Source organism: Nocardia sp. NPDC050406, from assembly GCF_044459025.1.
In the GTDB taxonomy this organism is placed as follows: Bacteria; Actinomycetota; Actinomycetes; order Mycobacteriales; family Mycobacteriaceae; genus Nocardia.
Genome location: NZ_JBITIM010000003.1, coordinates 205,222 through 224,173 on the forward strand (window position 1 = coordinate 205,222; position 18,952 = coordinate 224,173).

The following is an 18,952-nucleotide window of genomic DNA, read 5'->3' on the forward strand; positions in this document are numbered from 1 at the left end:
GGGCTGTCCTCGAAGGTAAACACGCCCAAGCCCCCCGCGGGCCGAATTCCCACTCACCGAACCTCGCCTGGACTTCCCCCACCGCATCCGCTAAAGCGACCAGGTACTGGTGGCGGGACCCTCTCGTACAACGCCGCCACCAATACCTGGTGATCTTGAAGAGCCCTAGTGGAGGGGCTCGATGTGGGCGGGGACCAGGGCGGTGGCGGGTTTGGGGGATGCGCCGCAGCTGGCTTGGCGGGGAGTGTGGGCGTGGGTGCGGGTGGTGACCAGCCATTGGCGGCCGTCGCGGTGGGTGACCAGGGCCGCGCCCGCGTAGGTGGCATCAGTGGGAGCGACAACAGGCAGGGCAGCACCGTGCGCGGGGCTCGCGTCGAGTGTGGTTTCCGTTGCCGTCAGATCGTCGATGCCCGCGGCGCTGAGCCAATCCGCGGTGGTCGAGAGGTGTTCGCGGACGGCGATTTCCGCCACCTGCTCGACGGGTGAGGAGCAGCTGCGGCCGCGAAAGCCGGTGAGCGGCAGGAGACCCCGGTCCACGGTGGCGATCATGTCGACGGCGGTCTCCTCGTCGATGCGGCCGTAGGTGAGGCCGGTCGGGAGCAGCACCACGGCGGGGGCGAAGCGGTGGCCGCCGGTGTGCGAGCACTCCCAGACGCGGTCGGGGTGGGCGGCGGCGAGGCGGGCCGCGATGGGGCGGCCGAGGCGGGCGCAGCACTGGTCGCGTTTGCCGTGCGCGCACACCAGGATCGGATCCGTCACGGGGACACCGATTTTCGGGGCGGGACCGTTGAGCAGGTGCAGGTCGAGGTCGAGCAGCTGCTTCAGGTCGGTGATCTCGAAGCGCTCGCACCAGGAGCCCTCGGGGCGGGAGCTGGCGATCAGAACCGTTCGCACACCGGAGAATTCCTTGCGCCCGGGGCGGCGAATCAGGGTGGGGCGGACATGCGCGGCCTTGGCGAGCGCGGCCAGCGCGGGCGTGATCTCGGGGCCGAGCACCTCGTCGCCGATGACATCGCGGCCCCACGCGCCGGGCTGCTCGACACAGAGCCAGCCGGTGACGCGGGTGGCGCTGCCGGGCAGCGGAAGGTCCAGCGCGGCAGCCGAACACGGTAGGCCGTCGTAGCTCGTCACAGCGGCTGCCCGTCCTCCAATTGTTGAATGATCTGCTCGAGCCGCCGCGCCCGCGTCTCGGGGCGCACGGCGCTGCCGAGTTGATAGCCGACCGCGGCGTGCGCCTGATCGGGGAGCGTGTCGAAGAAGGCCGCCGCCGCGGGATGGCGGGTGAGCGCGTCCAGGAAATCCTGGGGCAGCTCCGCGCCGTAGGCATTGTCCCAGCGGCCGTCGGCCTTGGCGCGGTCGATCTCCGCCTGCCCGGCCGGATGCATGAGCCCCTGTTCGATGAGTTCGCGCACGAAGCCGACATTGCGCTGCGACCATTGGCTGCGCTGCCGTCGCGGGGTGAAGCTCTGCAGGTAGAACTCGTCGTCGAGGCTCTTGGCCTGGCCGTCGATCCAGCCGAAACACAGGGCTTGGCGCAGCGCGCCCGCGTAGTCGAGGGACACGTACCCCGTGCCCTTCTTGGCGAATTTGAGCCATACCCCGTCCATACCGGCGTGATTGGCCATCAGCCATTCCCGAAACTCCGCCTCACCGGCGAAGAACAGAATCGGACGCTCTGCTGCGGACACGGCTCAACTGTAGATCCGTCGGAAAAATGATCGTCAGCGCGCCCGGGATGGGTATCCGCCGACCATGGAACCGCTGAAGGAACTCTTGGAGGTAGAGCATCGCGGATGGGAGGCGCTGTGCGCGAGCACCGGCGCGGACTTCTACGGTGCCCTCATGACCGAGGACGCCGTCATGGTCCTCGCCAACGGCATGGTGCTGGACCGCGACGGGGTGGTCGAGTCACTGCGGAACGCGCCGCCCTGGCGGGCCTTCGAACTCGAGGATCCCCGCGTGATCGATGCGGGCGGCACCGCGAAAGTCCTGGTCTACACGGGTATCGCCTACCGCGAAAGTGATACGCCCGCATTCCGCGGCGTGATGACCAGCGTCTACGTCGACACCCCGGACGGCTGGCGGCTGGCCTGCTACCAGCAGACGCCGATCCCGGACTGACTCGGCCTCAGTGCCCCAGGAACGGCAGGACCGCCGCCTCGAATTCGGGGTAGCGGTCACGGTGAATGCTGTGGCCGCAGCGGAAGGCCTGAACCGTGCAGTCGGCGACGCTGCCGCGCATCTGCTCCAGCTTCACCGGATCCACCATGCCGCCGGGGCCGCCGCGCAGGAACAGCGTGGCGGCGGTGATATCGGCGAGGCCCTCCCACCATTCCGGGTAGGGCTTGCGGAACTGTTCCAGCGCGCTGCCGGTCATGGAGCGGTCGAAGGCCAGCACGGCGCGCGGATGGCGGAGCAGGCTGGTGGTGGCGTGCCACAGTTCGGGCACGGTGGGCAGTCGGCGGGTCAGCGTCATCTGCTCGTCGCCGGAGCGCAGCGGCAGCGGCTGCTCCTCGATCACCAAGCGGCGCACCGACTCCGGGCGTTGCATGGCCACCCAGGACGCGGCGTAGCCGCCGAGCGAATGACCCACCAGATCGACCGCGCCGAGTTCGAGGCGCTCGCACAGGCGCAGTACGTCCGCGCCGAATTCCGGAAAGAGGTACGAGGCGGTGTGCGCGCTGCGACCGTGGCCGCGCAGATCCGGAATGATGACGCGGCGGCCGCGCTGCGTCAGCTGGCGCGCGAACCGGTCCCAGGTGTGGCCGTCGCCGCCCATGCCGTGCACCAGGACGACGGGCACATCGCTGTGGGAATGTCCGGAGCCCGCCCCGGAATCCCGGTAGGCGATATGCACGTCCTCGAACGCGACTCGGCTGACGGTCAACTCCACGATCAGCCAGCGTACGGGGTGCGCGAGCGCCGCGCCGCCGGTTGTGCGCGGAACCATAATGCCTGGTTGTATTCCCGTCATGCGTGAAACCGCGACCCCACCTGCGGAGTATCGACCCGACAATGCCCTGACCCGGCCCACCCTCGGTGTGGTCGGCGAGATCGTCCTCGGACTGCTGCTGCTCGCGGTGACGGTGGTGGCGACGGTCGTCGCGTTCTACCTGGACCGCCACGGCGACTACGGCATCGAGATCCCGATCGCGGTGTCGCTGGTCTTCCTGACGATCACGGTCATGTACACGGCCACCACCCTCGCCGACCGCCTGGCCGAACCCGGGATCTACGTCGGCGACGACAGCGTGGTGGTGGGCTCCTACATCTGGCGTGACGCGAAGTTCTACAGCACGGCGGGGTGGGTGCTGTGCGGCGCGCTGTGGCTCCTCGTCGGGCTGGCCGTGGTCCCGGGCTACAAGATCTTCGGTTATGCCCTGTTCGGCTTGGCGGTCTACGAGGTGGTGAAAGCCGTCTATCACGCCCGCCGAAACCGGCTCGTCCTGAACCGAGATTCGTTGCGCGTCATCGTGGGCGACCGCGATCTCGAATTCCCTTGGGAGGCGATAGCGCAGCTCCGTGGCGAACACGTGAAGGTGGACAAGAAGTCTCGCCCGGAGATCGAATTCCACTGCGCGCCGACCTATGTACTCGCTCATTCCGGCTCACCGGAGCCGGAGTCGTACAAGATTCTCTTCACCGGCCTGCCGGTCCGCCCGGACGCCCTGCTGGCCACCATGGAATTCATGACCGGTCCCCGGGAACAGCGCGAGCGTGTCTCCCTCGAACAGATCGCGGTCATGCTGCGGGGGATCCGCGCCGCTTGACGGGTCGCTATTCGTACAGCCCCTCCACATGCCAGGCCTTGTCGTAGGCGAGCAGCAGGAGGGCGCGGTGATCGCCGTCGAGGAGGACCTGGGCGCGGGCGGCGTAGCCGTGTGGGAGTTGATGGGTCCACCAGCGGTCGTCGAGGGGCCAGGGGCCCGCCCAGCCGGTGAGTCGCCAGCTGCGGCTGCCCCAGTGCAGGTGCAGCGGTTCGGCGGTGAAGAGGCCGCGGTCGGTGACCCAGACCGGGGTGCCGTCGGCGGCCTCCAGGCGGACCTGGGGGCGGTTGGCCAGGATGACGGTGGGCGCGGGTTCGGGGAGACGGCCGGGCCAGGGTTTGGCCGGGTCCGCCGCGGGGACGAGCTCTTCGCCGAGAGTCACCATAGTGATGCGTTCGGCGGGGCCGCGGCCGCCGCTGAGCACGCCCACTCGGACCGACTCACCGCCGAGCAAGCCCTGTACGCGCAGCAGTGCGCGGCGGGCCCGCTCCTCTTCCTCGCCGACACCGCCCCACAGGCCGAGTTGCAGGGCTCCGGCCGACACCACTTCGACGGGTTCGAGGCGCAGCAGGGTGATGGGGGCGGTGGGCGCGCCCCAATTCTCCTCGCGGGCAGACCTTCTCGCGGCGGCCTGTCGCGCTCGGCGGGATTTCTCACCATTCGAGTCGGGTTCGGTGTCGTTGCCGCCGAGGACGCGGCGGGTGAGCCAGCCGTCGAGCTGCCAGCGGATGCGGTCGGCGGTGCTGTCGGGGGTGAGCGGTTCGGCGCAGCGCCAGGTGCGGGAGAGTCGTTCTCCGGCTTCGGTTTCGGCTTGGACGGACAGGCGGGTGCAGGCCACCGAGGCGGCGGCCAGTTTGGTGTGCAGTTCGGCGGCGAGCATGCGGCCCGCGAAGGCGGCGGCGTCGACGCGGTCTATCGGTGGGTCGCAACGGTATTCGACGGTCAGGTCGGGGTCCGGCGGCTGCGCGGACGGCGGGCGTTCGGGTTCGGCGCGGGCGCAGCGGTGCGCGGTGATGGCGTCGGCGCCGAAGCGCGAGGTCACCTCCTTCGCGGTGAGTGCCGCGAAATCGCCGATACGACGTAATCCCAAGCGGTGCAGCAGATCCACCAGCTCTTCGCGGCCCGGCCCGGCCAGGGCCGCTTCGGCGGCGAGCTCACCCACCGGCAGCGGCGCGAGGAATCGCGCGCCCTCGCCCACCGGCACGATCATCGACCGCCGCGCCGCGAACACCGCCGTGGACAGCTCGTCCGCGATCCCGATCTGGCATTCGGCCCCCGCCGCCGCGACCGCGTCGACCAGCCGCTCCGCCGCCGCCTCCTCCGACCCGAAGTACCGCGCCGCGCCCCGCGCCGCGAGCACCAACAGCCCCGGCCGCAGCACCTCCACCCCCGGCACGGTCGCGTCCACGGCCGCCACCACGGGTTCGAACATGCGCGCATCCCGCTCCGGATCATCCTGCACCACAAGCAGATCCGGGCACCGCCCCTGCGCCTCCCGCCGCCGCAACCCCCGCCGCACCCCCTCGGCCCGAGCCACCGCCGAACAAGCCACCACCCGATTCCCGGACAACACCGCCACCGGCCGACTGGCCGCCGCGCCCTCCATCGCCGCCGCCGCTACCGCGGGCCAATCCAGGCACCACACCGCCAATACCCGCGACCGCTCTCGCGCACTCACCGCCCCTCCACAGATACCGGGCTCGCCGCGGTCGCGCGGCACCGCGGCCGGGCACAGCGGTTCGACCGCGATGTTCGAAAACCGTTGCCGTCGCTCGGATCCGTAGGCGCACCAGCGCGGAGCATCGTGGCGCGCCACACCGCCGCGGAGCCGGTTCGGGACGCGACGACCGCGCGGCCGACCGGGGCAACTTCATCGCGGCGAGACCCGCCGATTCGGACGAGCGCAGCGCATTCCACTCCGAGAGCGAACGACCCCCAGGAGGAGAGCGCGTGGCGGGATCGACATGCGCGCATCACGGCATATGGGCGCGACACCGCCGTCCGCCGCGCTCCACACTCAGCCCGGGAAGCGGAATCCATTGCGGCACCGGTTAATCCGCTACGGCGGATCTCGTCCACCCTGGCGGGGGCAGGCTCAAGAGACCGCATGGTTGGCGGGCCTCAAGGTTTCGAGCGGGGTGTCGCGAGCCGCCCATTCGACGCGGCCATCGCGGGGGAACATATCGAGGTGACCGTGGCGAGGTGGCATGGAGCGGCCACCGATCCGCACATCGAGGCTGACGGTCCGCAGACGGCCACAGCCGCGCCCGAGACCGTCATAGCCCGCGATCTTGGTGTCGATGCGGAGGCTGGGACCCGCCCAGGTGCCATTGGTGACCACGAGCGTCGAACTCTTGCTGCGGGCACGAGCGGAGAGCACCCGCGCCCGAGAAGGCGGAACCGATGCGCCGTTCAACCCCAACACCACCAAATCGAGCCCATCCAGCAGCACCGAGGCCACCTCCAGCGGATCCGGCCCCGGATCCGCCACCACGGCCAGTCGCGCCAACTGCGCCCCCATCTCCGCCGCCGCCAACAACCCCAACCGAGGCAGGCCCACCGCAGCGGCATGCCCACCCGCCCCGGTCACAGCGGCCAGCAATCCGGACAGCAAGGAACTGGCCCCGCTGTAGGACACGATCGACCCTTTGGCCAACCCACCCTCGGGAAGCAGATCCACCAAGGCGGGCGGCACCGGCAACAACTCCCGCCGCTCGACGACCCCGACACCCCTCGCCGAGGTCCGCGCGTGAGAAGCGCGGGAGCGCACCCCGGCGGAACCGAACTCCGAAGCGCCCGAAGCAGATTCCGCACCGGTGACCACACCCCCCGCCCCGGCCGACCCGGTCGCCAAGGCAGCAGCCGAACCTGCCGAGGCCAAGCGCACCTGGGCCGAGGTGCTCGCTTCGGTCGAGACGGAACCGAGTTCGGCATGACCTGATCCAGAACCGGCCGAATCGGATCCAGCCGGAACGAACCCCGAACCAGCCGAGGCAGGCTCCGGCCCGGCCGGGCTCGATTCCGTCCCGGGCGAGGGGTCCGCTTCGACCTGGGCGACTCTCGTTTCGGCCGGATCGAACCCCGAACCGGCCCAGGTGGAGGGCGAGCCGGTAGCGGCCCAGCGCGTCTCGGCCGCGGTTTCCACTCCGGTCGAGGTTGGCTCATCGGCGGGAGTGCGGGCCGGGCCGGTCGGGGTGGGGCGGCGGCGTGGGGCGGCGGTGCTGATTGCGGCGGACAGGGGTGCATGGCGCGTGGCCTCCACGCCGCGGGCGGGGATCGCGGCCATGCGGCGGCGCAGCTCTGCCAGCTGTTGCTGTCTGTCCGGGGGGACCGGCTTGCCCAGGACCTGTCCCGAACCCATCATCGACCACCTTTCTCGAGCGATGGATCCGCCGGAGCCGGGGTCGAACTCCCCAGCACCGATCCAGCTACCGACACAATTCGAATATACGTTCGAGTGCAATCCAGTAGAACCCGACACTCCGCCCGCGTCAAGGGAGAGTGGCGCAACCCTCGAGTTTCGAAGCAGGCCCGTCGGGATGGTTTTCCGCTACCCTGCACCCGTGACCGAACGCCCCCGTCCCATCGTCGGCCCCGATTATCTGGTCGCTGGCCGCTACCGTCTCCAGTCCAAACTCGGCGGCGGCGGTATGGGCGCGGTCTGGCTGGCGAAGGATCGGCTGCTGCATCGCGATGTGGCCATCAAGCAGGTGCTCTCCACCGCCGGGTTGAGCGAGGAGCAGGCGCATGCCGTGCGCCAGCAGATCATTCACGAGGGGCGGGTCGCGGCGAAGCTCTCGCACGAACACGCCATCGCGGTCTACGACGTGGTGATCGAGGCCGGTGAGCCCTGGCTCGTCATGGAGTACCTGCCCTCCCGCAGCGTCGCCAAAGCCTTGGCGCTGGTCGATCGGCTCTCCCCCATCGAGGTCGCGCAGATCGGCGCGCAGGTCGCCGACGCGCTCGCCACCGCGCACGCCGCGGGCATCACCCACCGCGATATCAAGCCGGGCAACATCCTGGTCGCCGATCGCGGTGACGAGGTGGGCATGGTGAAGCTCAGCGACTTCGGCATCTCGCGCGGGCTCGGCGACGGTATCGACGAACCCGGCGACGTCATCACCGGCACCCCCGCCTACCTGCCGCCCGAGGTGGCACGAGGCGCGCAGCCCACCTCCGCCAGCGACGTATTCTCGCTCGGCGCAACGCTGTACACCGCCATCGAGGGCCATCCGCCCTACGGTTTCGAGGACGACAGCGACGTGGTGGTGGAGCGCGCCGCCATGGCCCAGATCATCCCGCCGGAGCGCACCGGCCCGCTCACCCAGGCGCTGCTGCACATGATGGAACCGGCCCCGCAGCGCCGCCCCACCATGACCGAGGCGCGCAACGAGATCCTCACCGCCGCTTTCGGTCCTGGGACGGCTCCTTATATCTTGGGTGCCCCTGTCCGCACCGAGGACGGCACCATCCCCGCCTGGGCCGCGCGTAATTCCGCCGCCGGTCTGCGGAGCCCGCACTCCACCCCGCTCCCCCGTCCTCAGCGTGCTTCGGCACCGACTCCGGCTGCGGCACAGCACAAGCCGAAGGGGATCGACTTCTCGAACCTGGGGCCGAATGCGGGGCCGCTCGCGGTGGCGGTCGGGTTGCTCATCGGGTTGTTGATCATCATTGTGGTGCTTGTGGCGGTGATGTAGGGCTGGCAATTGGCCTACGCGGACACAATTCGCACCCACATGGCGGAATCCGCTGTCTCAGGTCGAATTTCGACCGCTCAGGCCAATAACCATCGCGGCCACCGCAGACCCATACGCCACACTCGCCTCCCGAGGCTTGGCCGCCGGATAGTTCGAATTATGCGTGACCACAACCCCATTCGCGAGAGTCACCGTGGTGTCGACGCGAGTGGCGACGCAATTGCCGCCCGCCTTCGCGGTGAGGTCGACCACCACCGCACCCGCACCGAGAGCATCCAGTGCCGCGTTGTCCAGCAGCAGGGGCGCGCGGTCGCCACGGTGCACAGCCGCGCACACGATCAGTTCCGGTGTCTCGCGCTCGATGTAGTCGAGCACGGCGGCCGAATCCGCTTGCGGGAGGAAAACCTCCGCCCCGCCGCGCAAGGCCGCCGCCTCCTGGGACAGGCGGTTACCCATGACCGCGGGCTTCTCGTCACCGAATTCCGCGGCCGCCTCGATCGCCGCCAACCCCGCCTGGCCGCAGCCCAGGATCAGACTGCGCACGGGCCGAGACCGCACCTTTTCCGAAAGTAGCTGCCGCCCTTCCGCGTAGGCGATCTTGCCCGCGAAGCGGCTCATGGCCGACAAGGCGTCGAACGGTGCGGGCTCGCCCTCGCGCGGCACGAGTTCGAAGGCCACCGAGTCGATGCCACGGGCCCGCAGTTCCGCGATCTCCGACTGCCGCGCGATTGGGTCCTGAAAGCCGAGCAGCCGCATCCCCGGCCGCAGCGGCATCGAAAACAGCTCGAACGCGGGCTTTTTCACCCACACGATCAGATCGGCGCGGTCGAACACCTCGCGTCGCCCAGCAGCGATATCGGCCCCCGCCGCCCGGTAGTCCGCATCCTGGAACCCCGCCCAGAACCCGGCGTCGCGCTCCACCACCACATCGATCCCCGCGCAGTCGAGTTCGCGCACATCCCCCGGCGTGAGCGCGACTCGCCGCTCCCGACGGGCGGTCTCCCGCAGCACCCCTACGATCACGACCGCACCCTCACGATCTGCCGCCCTCGCACGATCGCCGCACTCCCCCGCTCACGAGGCCGCCGCGAATTCCGGCAGCGCGGGCAGCCCTCGGTCGGTGAGCACCACCGGATAGGTGCGCCCGGCATCGATATCGCGCACCAATCGCTCTATGCGGTCGAACAATTCGTCCAGCAGGTCGGCGGATTCGCGGCCGGGGGCCTTGCGGGGGGCCAGCACATTGAGCCGGACGCCCAGACGCGGGGAGCCGGTGCGGTCGAGGGCCACGCTGTCGACTCCGGCCGCCGCCAGCAGCAGATCCTCGAGTTGGGCGCTCGTGCGCACCCCGGCGCGGGCCAGGACGGCGCGGTCGAAGACCACCGTGAGGAACATGCCCTCGGGTGTGCCGAGCGGGCGCAGCACCTCCACGCCGACACGGGAATTCAGCTCCGCGATGCACGACAGCGCCCGGTCGAGCTGTTTGCGCATCCGGGCGACATTGTCGGCGAAGTACCGTTCGGGTGTGCGCTCGAGCACCGCGCGCACCAGATGCGTAGTCTCCCGCTGGAACGCGATGGTGAGCCGCTCCCGCACCGCGCGCAGCCACACCGCGTCCCCGGAACACGCCGCGCCGAGCTTGCACGGCCCGAATGCGTTGTAGCCCTTGGAATTACCGGTGATGGTCAGCACGCGGTCGTACAGCCGTCGTTCCCCCTCGGCGGTGGACACGCTCAGCGCGGCGATCGGAATGTGATCCGCCACCAGCCGATCGAAGGCCATATCGCAGATGACCGGCACATCCCGCTCCAGCAGCACCCGACCGATCTCGGTCAACTGCTCCACCGAATACGCCGCCACCACCGGGTTTCCGGGCAGGGTGAGCAGCACTCCGCACAGCCGGTCGGCCACCTCGTCGAGGCAACGCGCCAGCGCCTCGGCATCGATGCGGAACGAATCGTCCTGTGTCCCAGGGCAGGTCACAATGGTCAGGCCGTACTTCTCCACGTGGATGCTGGAGCTCTTGTAGAACCCCTCCGGGCAGACGATCACCCCGCCCGGCCGGGCCAGCGTGGCCACCGCCTCCTCCAGCAGGACCGTGCTCGAATAGGGGCAGACCACGACCTCTTCCGCCCGCACCCGCACCCCGGCCACCCCGTCGACCGGCTGCGACAGACGCTCGAACAGCCTGTCCGCGGCCAACTCTCGCAGGATCAGCGGCTGTCGCTTGTCGTAGAGTCTGCCGTCGCGGTACTCGGCGGGCCGCTCCAGGTGCAGCAGCTCGTCCCACGCACGATCCAGTGCGACAACGGCATCCGGCGCGGGAGCCACTCCGGTCTCACCGTGATAGGCGTCGATGATGCCCTCGTAGGCACGTCCCGCGGTGCCCGAAAACCATTGCCCCGCACCCAGATACCGTCGCACTTCGCGCTTGCGTTCCTCGGATCTGTTGGTGAGCGCCCGCAATTCGAACAGATCACGGCTCACCGCCGCTCACCGTCCCTCGGCGCTTCCCCCGGTGCGGGCAGTTCGTGCCAGTGCCGTTCCAGCGCGGCGCGGAACACCTCGCGGCACCCGTCATCGGTGAGCCGCTCGTACCGGGCCAGATCCTCCCCCGCCACAATGTCGTTGACCACGATGGCGGACCCGTCCCGCGTCAGATCGTAGAGCTTCTCGAACCGCCGCACCGCGAACTCCACATCGTGCTTGAGCGCCGAGAACCGCGTCGCCACGCGCGCCTGCCGCGAGTAGTCGTACTCCCCCACCGCGACATACCGCTCGTCGACCACGAGCATGCTCTGCGCGTTGCGCGCGTGCTCGCGCTTCACCAGGATGCTCACCACCCCGGCCCGCGCCTGCCGCCACAGCTTGTCCTCGTAGGGCACCACATCGCCGATACCGTCCAGGACGTACATGCGCCGCACATCCCGCCCGGCGTCCGCGAGCCGCAGAATGGCCTGGTGGTAGTCGTCGCCGACATCACCGCCGATGGTGCCCAGATCCGCGGTGTGAATGGCGCGCACCGAATCGGTGGCCTGCCCGAGAATGGTGAGCCAGTCCAGGACGGTGTTCCACTCCCACACCGTGGCGCTACGCGAAGGGATCTGCGCCAGAATCTCTTCCGCGCGCTCCAATTGCCGGTCGGCGATGAGCCGCAGCGGCTCGATATCGTCGCAGGCGCCCGAGGAGTCGATGAGCCGCTGCGCGATACCGAGCGCGCGCTCCACCAGCTGCGGGTCCTTGCCGAGCAGCACATTGAATCGCATGCGCAGGTCGTAGTACGCGCTGCCGACCGCTTCGCCCGAATCCGCCTCGCCGGGCAGCTCTTCGCCCAGCGCCAGGCTCAATCGTTCGCGCAGCGGTAGCGGCGGTATGCGGGTGCCGTTCTCGATCTGCTGGATGAGACTGCGCGAACAGTCCGCCTTGGTCGCCAAGGATGCCTGGGTGTATCCGCGCTCGATACGCAGCCGACGCACCACATCGCCGATTCGCTCGCTGTCCGATCGGGTCATCGGGCACCTCCCGCGGGTCGCCCGGATTCCGCGTGCACACAGAGTGTCACGAGGCGCATTCTAATCACACGATGTGTCATCGGACTCGGGGAGGATCTTGTTGCAGGTCGCCGACGGAAGTTCCTGTGGCACATCGGAGTAACAAGCAACGGCGTGGTCACGGGATGCACCGCGGTGCGCGGGGCTCACAACGGTGTTCCGGGGCTTTGTTTCCATTCTACCGGGCCAGAATTCGACTCATCGCGGACGAAATACATTCCTGCTGACCATTTTCGATCAGAGATGCTTACGAAATATCATCACAAGTCACTAAAGCTTGATTGACGACTTGAAGTGTCCGTCTTTAGCATTGAGAGACGAGCTGCACCGCGAAACACCCACTCCGGCAAGCCAAGTCACGGAGTCTTGTGCAGGAAGCGAGCACACCATGGCACTGCGAACCACCAACTGGCTGATAACCAGTGACATCACCCCCGAGACCGCCACCTACGACCCCGTCGGGGACGGGTGGGTCCTGAGCTGGCTGCCCGGGCGGTCGCTCACCAAGGGCCAGGCCATGAACGGTATGGCGCTCGACGAATTCCTCAGCGACTTCGATCTGGCCACCGCGGCCGATACCGACACCCCGACCGCCGAGGTGCTGCACGCCTTCGAACTGGCCGTCGCCCGCGCCGCCGATCTGGGAATCAGCCTGGAGGAGGCCGTGATTCGGCTCAGCGCGCAGATCGTGCGGCGCGACCGGCGCGGAGCGCGCACCATTCTGTGCGCCGATCGCAGCGGTGAACGACTCTCAATCGATGCGGCGACGGTGTGCCCAACGGGTGAGGGCATTGCGGTTTGACTGCTGGGTCTTGCGCAGCACATTGGAGGCGTGCGTCTCCACCGTCTTCACCGAGATGAACAGACTCTCGGCGATTTCCCGATAGGTGTAGCCGCGCGCGAGCAGCCGCAACACCTCGAGCTCACGAGGGGTGAGGGAGTCCAGTTCCGGATCCAATGGCGGCTCCGGAACCTGGGACTTCCCGGTGAAGGAATCCAGGACGAATCCGGCCAGCCGCGGACTGAACACCGCGTCACCACCGGAGACCCGGCGAATGCCGTCGGCCAGCTCGGGTCCGGAGATCGTCTTGGTGACATAGCCCCGCGCACCCGCGCGAATCACCGCGATCACATCCTCGGCGGCGTCGGAGACGCTGAGCGCCAAGCACACCGGGCCGTCCTCGATGCCCTGTAGGACAGCCACGCCGCCGCCGTCGGGCATATGCACATCGAGCAGCACCACATCGGGTGCGGTCGCCTTGATTCCGGCAATGGCATCGGCCACTGTCCCGGCCTCGCCGACGACCTCCATATCGGGCTCGCGGCTCAACTCGGCCCGCACGCCCGATCGGAACACGGCGTGATCGTCGACCAGAAAGACCCGGACACTCACTGCATCTCCTCCATGTGACGGCGCACCGTTGCCACCCTCATCGGTACCACACCCGGTGCTGATCGAGGGCTCAGCGCCGACCGCCCACGGCCGCGTCCTGCCCGTCGGCGGGCGGCTGATCCGACGTGGACTCGTCGTCGGCGCTCGACTCGTCGGGGCGCACGACCAGTCGCTCGTCGGCGCCGTCGGTGCGCGGCATGAAGATTCGCACCTCGGTGCCGCGTTCGGGTGCGGACTTGATCTCCACGGTGCCGCCGCGCCGCTCGATCCGGCCGTGAATGGATTTGGACAGGCCCTGGCGATCGCTGGAGACGGTCTCGGGATCGAATCCTTTGCCGCGATCGCGCACGAAAACGCTCACCTGATGCGGTTCCACCTCGGCGAACAGGTCGATGGTCGGTACACCGGCGTGTTTGGCCGCGTTCACCAGCGCCTCGCGCGTCGCACCGAGAATCGCGGTGAAATGCTCCTTGGGCAGTCCGCTTCCGCTGTCGTTCAGATCCATGCTCACATCGCCCACGGTGACCGGGGTGACCTTCACGCCGTGCTGGTCCTCCACCTCACCGGCAATGGTGCGCAGCGCCGCCGCCAGACTCGACTGCGCCGGGCCGGTGTCGTCGAAGAGCCACTTGCGTAGCTCGCGCTCCTGAAAACGCGCCAGCCGCACCACTTCCTGTGGGTTGTCGGCCTGCCGCTGAATCAGGGCGAGCGTCTGCAGGACGGAATCGTGCAGGTGCGAGGCGATCTCCTCGCGTTCCTCATTGCGAATGCGGGCGGAGCGCTCGTCGTTGAGCGCGCGCACCATACGCAGCCACAGCGGGACGGTGAGCAGTCCGGCACCGATGAGCGTGACCGCCACCGCCAGGAGCGCCGAGCCGAGCGAACTCAGATTGATTCGGGCGAGCACCACCACGCCGAGTCCGACCACGATGAGGGTGGCCCCGCCGACAATGCGTGCCCAGGTGACCACGGAGGCCTTGGCGGGCAGGCCGAAGACCGATCGCGGTCCGTCCGCGTCGAATTCGCGCCACACCAGCGCGGCACCCACCGCGACGACGATGATCGGGCCGATCACCTGTGCGGCGGTACCGCTGAACAGCCAGGCCATCGCGACCGAGAGCGCCAGACCCAGCAGGGCGAGGCCGATTCCCTGTCGCCGCTCCTGCGCCGAGGGTGGGCCGCCGTCGCCGCCGCCGGGCGTGAAGATCCAGAGCAGCCCGTACGCGACGATCCCGGCCCCGGCCAAGGCGGACAGCAGGACGAACGCCATCCGCACCTTGAAGACATCGACCCCGAGATGGTCGGCGAGCCCGCCCGCCACGCCGCCGACGATCCGGCCGCCGGAGCGCCGCTTCAGCCGCGGTACATGCGCGGCGGGCGGACCCTGGGCAGGGTCGACGAAGGGCACAGACGGATACATATATCCGATACTGGCACGCCCACCCGACGCGGTGGCATCCGGAAACACCCGGATTCGCACCCTGAGACGGTGTGGATCTCAGGTGTTGCGCGGGACCACGAGGCCGGATTCGTAGGCGAAGACGACGAGTTGGGCGCGGTCGCGGGCATGCAGTTTGGTCATGGCGCGGTTGATATGGGTTTTCGCGGTCAGCGGGCTGATGACCATATGGTCGGCGATCTCGTCATTGGACAGGCCCTGTGCCACCAGGGCCACCGCCTCGCGTTCGCGCGCGGTGAGTTCCCGCAATCCCGTACCGGTGACGGTCTCGCGTGGTGCGGTGACATACCGGTCGATCAACCGGCGGGTTATCGACGGTGCGAGCAGGGCGTCGCCGCGCGCGGCGACGCGGACGGCGTGCAGGAAGTCTTCCGGTTGGATGTCCTTGACGAGAAATCCCGCGGCACCGGCGCGCAGTGCGTCGAAGACGTATTCGTCCATGCCGTAGTTGGTCAGGATGACGACGTGTACCCCGGCCAGGGTCGGGTCGGCGGCTATGCGCCTGGTCGCCTCGATGCCGTCCATACCCGGCATCTGGATATCGACGAGCGCGATATCGGGCAGGTGCGCTCGGGCCAGTTCCAGGCCCGCGCTGCCATCGGCGGCCTCGGCGACGACCTCGATATCGTCCTCGGCGTCGAGGAGAGCGCGGAAGCCGCTGCGCAGCAGTGGCTGATCGTCGACGAGCAGGACGCGAATCATCATGGGGCCACCGGGATTTCGGCATGGACACGGAAACCGCCCGTTTCGCGGGGTGCCGCGCGTAGTCGGCCGCCGAGCGCGGTGACCCGTTCGCGCATACCGAGCAGGCCGACGCCGGGCGGCGGGGCGGCGTCGGTGGTGGCGCGGCCGTCGTCGTCGACCCGGATGACCAGGGTGTCCGGGCGGTATTCGATGAGAACCGAGGCGGTCGCGGCGGCGGCGTGCCGGGCGATATTGGTCAGGGACTCCTGGACGATCCGGTAGGCGGTCCGGTCCACGGCGGTCGGCACATCGGGTCGCCGTCCCTCGACCGTGAGCTGTACCTCCAGACCGGGGGTACGGGCCCGTTCCACCAGTTCCGGAATGTGGTCGAGACCGTGTGGCGGGTTCTTGTCGTCGTCGCGCAGGGCTTCCAGCGTCGCCCGCAATTCGCGCGAGGCCTCCTGTCCCGCTTCTTGAATCGCCAAGAGCGCCTCCGATACCGGTTCGCCGCGCTTGCGGGCCAGGTGCACGGCGACATCGGCCTGCACCTTGATGACGGAGATCTGGTGGGTGAGCGAATCGTGTAGCTCGCGCGCTATGTGCAATCGCTCCTCGTCGGCGCGCCGCCGCGCGGTCTCCTCGCGGGTGCGCTCGGCCTCATCCGCTCGGCGCTCGGCCTGGCGCAGCGCTTCGCCCGCAGCACCGGCGGCGATCACCCAGGCGATCGGTAGGAGATCGCGAGACTGCGTGAGCGATTGGCTCACCGACCAGTCGTGCGGGGCGGCGAGGATGGCGAGCGGGAGGGCGGCCAGCATGAACACCGCACCCGCCACCACGATCAGGCGGTGGCCCGCTCGCACGACGGCGTAGACAGCGAAGAGGAAGGCGAGGAGCGGGACCTCGAAACCGATGGCCTGGTAGCCCAGAGCGCAGACGCCGGTCGCGGCCAGGACGGCCACCGGCGCGTGGCGGCGCAGGCCCAGTGCCAGCCCACCGGCGATCAGGAGGGCGTAGCCCACCAGGACCACAGGGGTCGGCGAGTGGTGTTCGGACAGACCGGAGATCAGTTGAATCGCCGCCAAGGCGACGGCAATCCCCCAGTCCTTCAGCCAGATCCGATCCGTGCCCATGCGTGCACCCTAGCGGGATATTCGCGCTGGCGACTCCCGCCCGCGGATGATCGTTCGGGTACTGCGAACGCGGTATTTTCGCTGCTCCTACCGCAGCCGCGGCAGTCGGCTACGGCCGTGGCGGCAGCGCGAATTGTCTGCGCTCGCACGACGACTCGGGGTCGGTCCGAGGGACATGATCGGGTGGCATTCAGTCCTCGGACGAGAAGGAGCATCCAATGTCCGCCCACCTGCCCACCGCCGCAACGCATATCGCCCTCCAACCCCTCGCCGCCGAGGTCACCGCCATGAGCGCCGGACGACTAGGCGCGAGCACAGGTGCGCTGATCGCCCTCATCGGCGTGATCATCGGCGGATTGGCGCTGGCCCGCCCCACCGGACGCTTCGGTGGCGGCACCGGTGCGATCGTGGCATCGACAGCGGGCCTGATCGCCCTGGCCCTCGGCGGCTTGGTCGCGGCCACCGCCGACGGCGGTCTCGGCACCGGCAACGGACTGGGCGGAGCCTACGTCGCCATGCTGGTCGGCCTCATCAGCCTGGCTCTGGGCGGAGTCACGCTGGCACGCTCACGCCGCACCGTCTGACGAGCCGTACCGTCTGACGAGCCGCACCGTCTGACGAGCCGCACCGTCTGACGAGCCGCACCGTCTGACGAGCCGCACCGTCCGACGGGCCGCGCCGTCCGACGGGCCGCGCCGTCTGACTATCCGCGTGGTCCGACCAGACGCGCCGCCCGACGAGCCGCGCCGCCCGACGGACAGCCTGTTCCGTGCAACTGCACCAAGGTGGGCCGTTTCGGTCGGCAATGTGCCGATAGCGCATGGCTCTCATATGCGGTGAGCTGAGGCGAGGTGGCCGACCGGGTGTGGACGGCAATGATGCTGGAGGACCGAGTGGACAAGTCGCGTCTGCGCCGACTCGCCGTATTGGCGGTATCGGCGGTTGTGATGGGGACGGGGGCGGCGGCGGCCGATCCCGGATATCCGAGTTTCCCGCCGGATCAGAATCAGCTGCCGCAATTGCCCTCGGAGCCACAGCTCTACGACCTGCTGCCGATTCCGACACCGGAGGAAGACCCCTGGTACGACGATCCCGCGGATCTGGAGTCGTATCGACCCGGCCAGATCGTGCGCACGCGCGAGGTGCAGACCCGGGTGCTCGGCATTCCCTTCCCGGTGTACACCAAGCAGCTGCTGTACCGGTCCAACGATGTGCACGACAATCCGATCGTCACCGCGACGACCGTGATCGTGCCCGGAATTCCGTGGCACGGCAGTCCGCGGCCGGTGGTGTCGTTCCAGGAGGCGATCGACTCCACCGATTCGGCGTGCAATCCGTCCTATACGTTGCAGACCGGGACGATGAAGGAGTCCGCGCTCGCCATCGATTGGCTCGCACAGGGTTTCGCGCTGAACGTGCCCGACTTCGACGGCAAGTTCAATACCTTCAACACATATGCCGAAGGCAAGATGGTGTTGGACAGCCTGCGGGCCATGAAGAACGATCCGGCGTTGGGGCTCAACGACTCCGGTATCGCGCTCTACGGATACTCCGGCGGCGGTTCGGGATCCATTCGCGCGGCCGAACTACGCGCCACCTACGCACCCGATGTGCGCCTGCTGGGCACCGCCATCGGCGGCACACCCGGTGACCTGGTGGGGATCGCGCGCTACGCCACGCAGGAACAGCCGGGGCTGACCGGCACCAGCAATTTCACCATGTGGCTCGGCTGGGCCGCCCTCGCCCGCGAGTACCCGGAGGTGTTCCGGCCCGAGGAGCTGCTCACCGACGAAGGACAGCGGCTACTGAAGGATTTCGAGAACCGCTGCTACGCGACCATCGCGCTCTCGGGTGTGTACCGGCCGATCAGCGCCTACTACAAGCCGGGCAGATCCCTCGAGAACTCCCCCGAGGTACTGGAAGTGTTGCGGGACAACAGTCTCGGCAAATACATCCCCGATACGCCCGTGCTGTGGTGGCATGGGGTGTGGGATGAGCTGATTCCGCCGTCGGTGGTCATACCGACCGTGAATTCGTATTGGGAGCGCGGTGCGGATCTGCGGTTCTACACCGTGCCGGTGCCCGAGCACATCACCAATGCGGTGACAGGTTGGCTCCCGGCGGTCGCGTGGACCAGCGCGCTCCTACGCGGCCTGCCGCCCGGGCCGAAGTTCAAGGCGGACTTCCAACCGCTGCCTCCCGGATTCCCGGGTAGCTGACTCGGCCCTGTCCGGACCGGACAGCGGACATCCTCTTTCGTGACCGGTCCGG

General features: G+C 68.7%; 18 protein-coding genes. 6 read left to right on the forward strand and 12 right to left on the reverse strand.

Annotated elements, in window-relative coordinates; genetic code table 11:
• Window positions 1-165 precede the first annotated feature (165 nt).
• Window positions 166-1,131 carry a sucrase ferredoxin gene (locus ACIBH2_RS24545; protein ID WP_397121416.1) on the reverse strand — a complete coding sequence of 322 codons (966 nt, stop codon included), beginning with the start codon at window positions 1,129-1,131 and terminating at the stop codon, window positions 166-168.
• Window positions 1,128-1,625: a YdeI family protein gene (locus ACIBH2_RS24550; protein ID WP_397122993.1), complete on the reverse strand. Its 498-nt coding sequence runs from the start codon at window positions 1,623-1,625 to the stop codon at window positions 1,128-1,130. The genes ACIBH2_RS24545 and ACIBH2_RS24550 overlap by 4 nt, the downstream gene beginning before the upstream one ends.
• Window positions 1,626-1,752: 127 nt before the next feature.
• Here ACIBH2_RS24550 and ACIBH2_RS24555 point away from each other — a divergent pair, with 127 nt between their 5' ends.
• Window positions 1,753-2,121: a nuclear transport factor 2 family protein gene (locus ACIBH2_RS24555; RefSeq protein WP_397121418.1), complete on the forward strand. Its 369-nt coding sequence runs from the start codon at window positions 1,753-1,755 to the stop codon at window positions 2,119-2,121.
• A 7-nt stretch (window positions 2,122-2,128) separates the two neighbouring features.
• Here ACIBH2_RS24555 and ACIBH2_RS24560 read toward each other — a convergent pair whose 3' ends face one another.
• The gene (locus ACIBH2_RS24560; RefSeq protein WP_397121420.1) at window positions 2,129-2,950 is read right to left on the reverse strand and encodes an alpha/beta fold hydrolase; all 822 of its coding nucleotides are present in this window, start codon (window positions 2,948-2,950) and stop codon (window positions 2,129-2,131) included.
• Window positions 2,951-2,972: 22 nt separating this feature from the next.
• Here ACIBH2_RS24560 and ACIBH2_RS24565 point away from each other — a divergent pair, with 22 nt between their 5' ends.
• A complete protein-coding gene (locus tag ACIBH2_RS24565) occupies window positions 2,973-3,770 on the forward strand; it encodes a hypothetical protein (RefSeq protein ID WP_397121422.1) in 798 nt (265 codons plus the stop codon).
• Between the two features lie 7 nt (window positions 3,771-3,777).
• On the opposite strand, the gene ACIBH2_RS24570 is transcribed toward ACIBH2_RS24565, so the two are convergent.
• Both ACIBH2_RS24570 and ACIBH2_RS24575 read right to left on the reverse strand, forming a co-directional pair.
• Window positions 3,778-5,373: a DNA polymerase Y family protein gene (locus ACIBH2_RS24570; RefSeq protein WP_397122995.1), complete on the reverse strand. Its 1,596-nt coding sequence runs from the start codon at window positions 5,371-5,373 to the stop codon at window positions 3,778-3,780.
• A 489-nt stretch (window positions 5,374-5,862) separates the two neighbouring features.
• On the reverse strand, window positions 5,863-7,128 hold the full coding sequence (locus ACIBH2_RS24575) for a hypothetical protein (protein WP_397121424.1): 1,266 nt from the start codon (window positions 7,126-7,128) through the stop codon (window positions 5,863-5,865).
• A gap of 178 nt (window positions 7,129-7,306) precedes the next feature.
• On the opposite strand from ACIBH2_RS24575, the gene ACIBH2_RS24580 reads away from it, so the two are divergent.
• Window positions 7,307-8,464, forward strand: coding sequence for a serine/threonine-protein kinase (locus ACIBH2_RS24580; RefSeq protein WP_397121426.1), 1,158 nt, complete (start codon window positions 7,307-7,309; stop codon window positions 8,462-8,464).
• 57 nt (window positions 8,465-8,521) lie between these two features.
• On the opposite strand, the gene ACIBH2_RS24585 is transcribed toward ACIBH2_RS24580, so the two are convergent.
• Genes ACIBH2_RS24585 through ACIBH2_RS24595 form a run of 3 tightly spaced genes read right to left on the reverse strand, consistent with a single transcriptional unit; the run spans window position 8,522 to window position 11,976 of the window.
• Window positions 8,522-9,487: a hypothetical protein gene (locus tag ACIBH2_RS24585; protein ID WP_397121428.1), complete on the reverse strand. Its 966-nt coding sequence runs from the start codon at window positions 9,485-9,487 to the stop codon at window positions 8,522-8,524.
• Window positions 9,488-9,538: 51 nt separating this feature from the next.
• Window positions 9,539-10,951 carry an aminotransferase class I/II-fold pyridoxal phosphate-dependent enzyme gene (locus ACIBH2_RS24590; RefSeq protein ID WP_397121430.1) on the reverse strand — a complete coding sequence of 471 codons (1,413 nt, stop codon included), beginning with the start codon at window positions 10,949-10,951 and terminating at the stop codon, window positions 9,539-9,541.
• Window positions 10,948-11,976: a multiprotein-bridging factor 1 family protein gene (locus ACIBH2_RS24595; protein WP_397121432.1), complete on the reverse strand. Its 1,029-nt coding sequence runs from the start codon at window positions 11,974-11,976 to the stop codon at window positions 10,948-10,950. Before ACIBH2_RS24595 ends, ACIBH2_RS24590 begins: the two co-directional genes overlap by 4 nt.
• A gap of 427 nt (window positions 11,977-12,403) precedes the next feature.
• Here ACIBH2_RS24595 and ACIBH2_RS24600 point away from each other — a divergent pair, with 427 nt between their 5' ends.
• Window positions 12,404-12,817 (forward strand): hypothetical protein, encoded by a 414-nt coding sequence (locus ACIBH2_RS24600; protein ID WP_397121434.1) that lies wholly within the window; start codon window positions 12,404-12,406, stop codon window positions 12,815-12,817.
• On the opposite strand, the gene ACIBH2_RS24605 is transcribed toward ACIBH2_RS24600, so the two are convergent.
• The 4 genes from ACIBH2_RS24605 to ACIBH2_RS24620 form a co-directional block, all read right to left on the reverse strand.
• Window positions 12,767-13,408, reverse strand: coding sequence for a response regulator (locus ACIBH2_RS24605; protein WP_397121436.1), 642 nt, complete (start codon window positions 13,406-13,408; stop codon window positions 12,767-12,769). The two genes, ACIBH2_RS24600 and ACIBH2_RS24605, sit on opposite strands and share 51 nt — an antisense overlap.
• Window positions 13,409-13,478: 70 nt before the next feature.
• The gene (locus ACIBH2_RS24610) at window positions 13,479-14,828 is read right to left on the reverse strand and encodes a PspC domain-containing protein (protein ID WP_397121438.1); all 1,350 of its coding nucleotides are present in this window, start codon (window positions 14,826-14,828) and stop codon (window positions 13,479-13,481) included.
• A 78-nt stretch (window positions 14,829-14,906) separates the two neighbouring features.
• Window positions 14,907-15,569, reverse strand: coding sequence for a response regulator (locus ACIBH2_RS24615; protein WP_397122998.1), 663 nt, complete (start codon window positions 15,567-15,569; stop codon window positions 14,907-14,909).
• Window positions 15,569-16,681: a sensor histidine kinase gene (locus tag ACIBH2_RS24620; RefSeq protein WP_397121440.1), complete on the reverse strand. Its 1,113-nt coding sequence runs from the start codon at window positions 16,679-16,681 to the stop codon at window positions 15,569-15,571. The genes ACIBH2_RS24615 and ACIBH2_RS24620 overlap by 1 nt, the downstream gene beginning before the upstream one ends.
• Window positions 16,682-16,899: 218 nt before the next feature.
• On the opposite strand from ACIBH2_RS24620, the gene ACIBH2_RS24625 reads away from it, so the two are divergent.
• Both ACIBH2_RS24625 and ACIBH2_RS24630 read left to right on the forward strand, forming a co-directional pair.
• Entirely contained in the window at window positions 16,900-17,265 is a 366-nt protein-coding gene (locus ACIBH2_RS24625) for a DUF6223 family protein (protein ID WP_397121442.1), read from the forward strand.
• Window positions 17,266-17,628: 363 nt separating this feature from the next.
• The gene (locus ACIBH2_RS24630; protein ID WP_397123000.1) at window positions 17,629-18,900 is read left to right on the forward strand and encodes a lipase family protein; all 1,272 of its coding nucleotides are present in this window, start codon (window positions 17,629-17,631) and stop codon (window positions 18,898-18,900) included.
• The last annotated feature ends 52 nt before the right edge of the window (window positions 18,901-18,952 follow it).

Bases quoted from the DNA above. Each gene is read 5' to 3' on its own strand.
- ACIBH2_RS24620 (WP_397121440.1), bottom strand. From the start codon at position 16,681: ATGGGCACGGATCGGATCTGGCTGAAGGACTGGGGGATTGCCGTCGCC.
- ACIBH2_RS24575 (WP_397121424.1), bottom strand. From the start codon at position 7,128: ATGGGTTCGGGACAGGTCCTGGGCAAGCCGGTCCCCCCGGACAGACAG.
- ACIBH2_RS24555 (WP_397121418.1), top strand. From the start codon at position 1,753: ATGGAACCGCTGAAGGAACTCTTGGAGGTAGAGCATCGCGGATGGGAG.
- ACIBH2_RS24615 (WP_397122998.1), bottom strand. From the start codon at position 15,569: ATGATTCGCGTCCTGCTCGTCGACGATCAGCCACTGCTGCGCAGCGGC.
- ACIBH2_RS24565 (WP_397121422.1), top strand. From the start codon at position 2,973: ATGCGTGAAACCGCGACCCCACCTGCGGAGTATCGACCCGACAATGCC.
- ACIBH2_RS24550 (WP_397122993.1), bottom strand. From the start codon at position 1,625: ATGGCCAATCACGCCGGTATGGACGGGGTATGGCTCAAATTCGCCAAG.
- ACIBH2_RS24580 (WP_397121426.1), top strand. From the start codon at position 7,307: ATGGTTTTCCGCTACCCTGCACCCGTGACCGAACGCCCCCGTCCCATC.
- ACIBH2_RS24630 (WP_397123000.1), top strand. From the start codon at position 17,629: ATGGGGACGGGGGCGGCGGCGGCCGATCCCGGATATCCGAGTTTCCCG.
- ACIBH2_RS24595 (WP_397121432.1), bottom strand. From the start codon at position 11,976: ATGACCCGATCGGACAGCGAGCGAATCGGCGATGTGGTGCGTCGGCTG.
- ACIBH2_RS24625 (WP_397121442.1), top strand. From the start codon at position 16,900: ATGTCCGCCCACCTGCCCACCGCCGCAACGCATATCGCCCTCCAACCC.
- ACIBH2_RS24570 (WP_397122995.1), bottom strand. From the start codon at position 5,373: ATGGAGGGCGCGGCGGCCAGTCGGCCGGTGGCGGTGTTGTCCGGGAAT.
- ACIBH2_RS24600 (WP_397121434.1), top strand. From the start codon at position 12,404: ATGGCACTGCGAACCACCAACTGGCTGATAACCAGTGACATCACCCCC.
- ACIBH2_RS24610 (WP_397121438.1), bottom strand. From the start codon at position 14,828: ATGTATCCGTCTGTGCCCTTCGTCGACCCTGCCCAGGGTCCGCCCGCC.
- ACIBH2_RS24560 (WP_397121420.1), bottom strand. From the start codon at position 2,950: ATGGTTCCGCGCACAACCGGCGGCGCGGCGCTCGCGCACCCCGTACGC.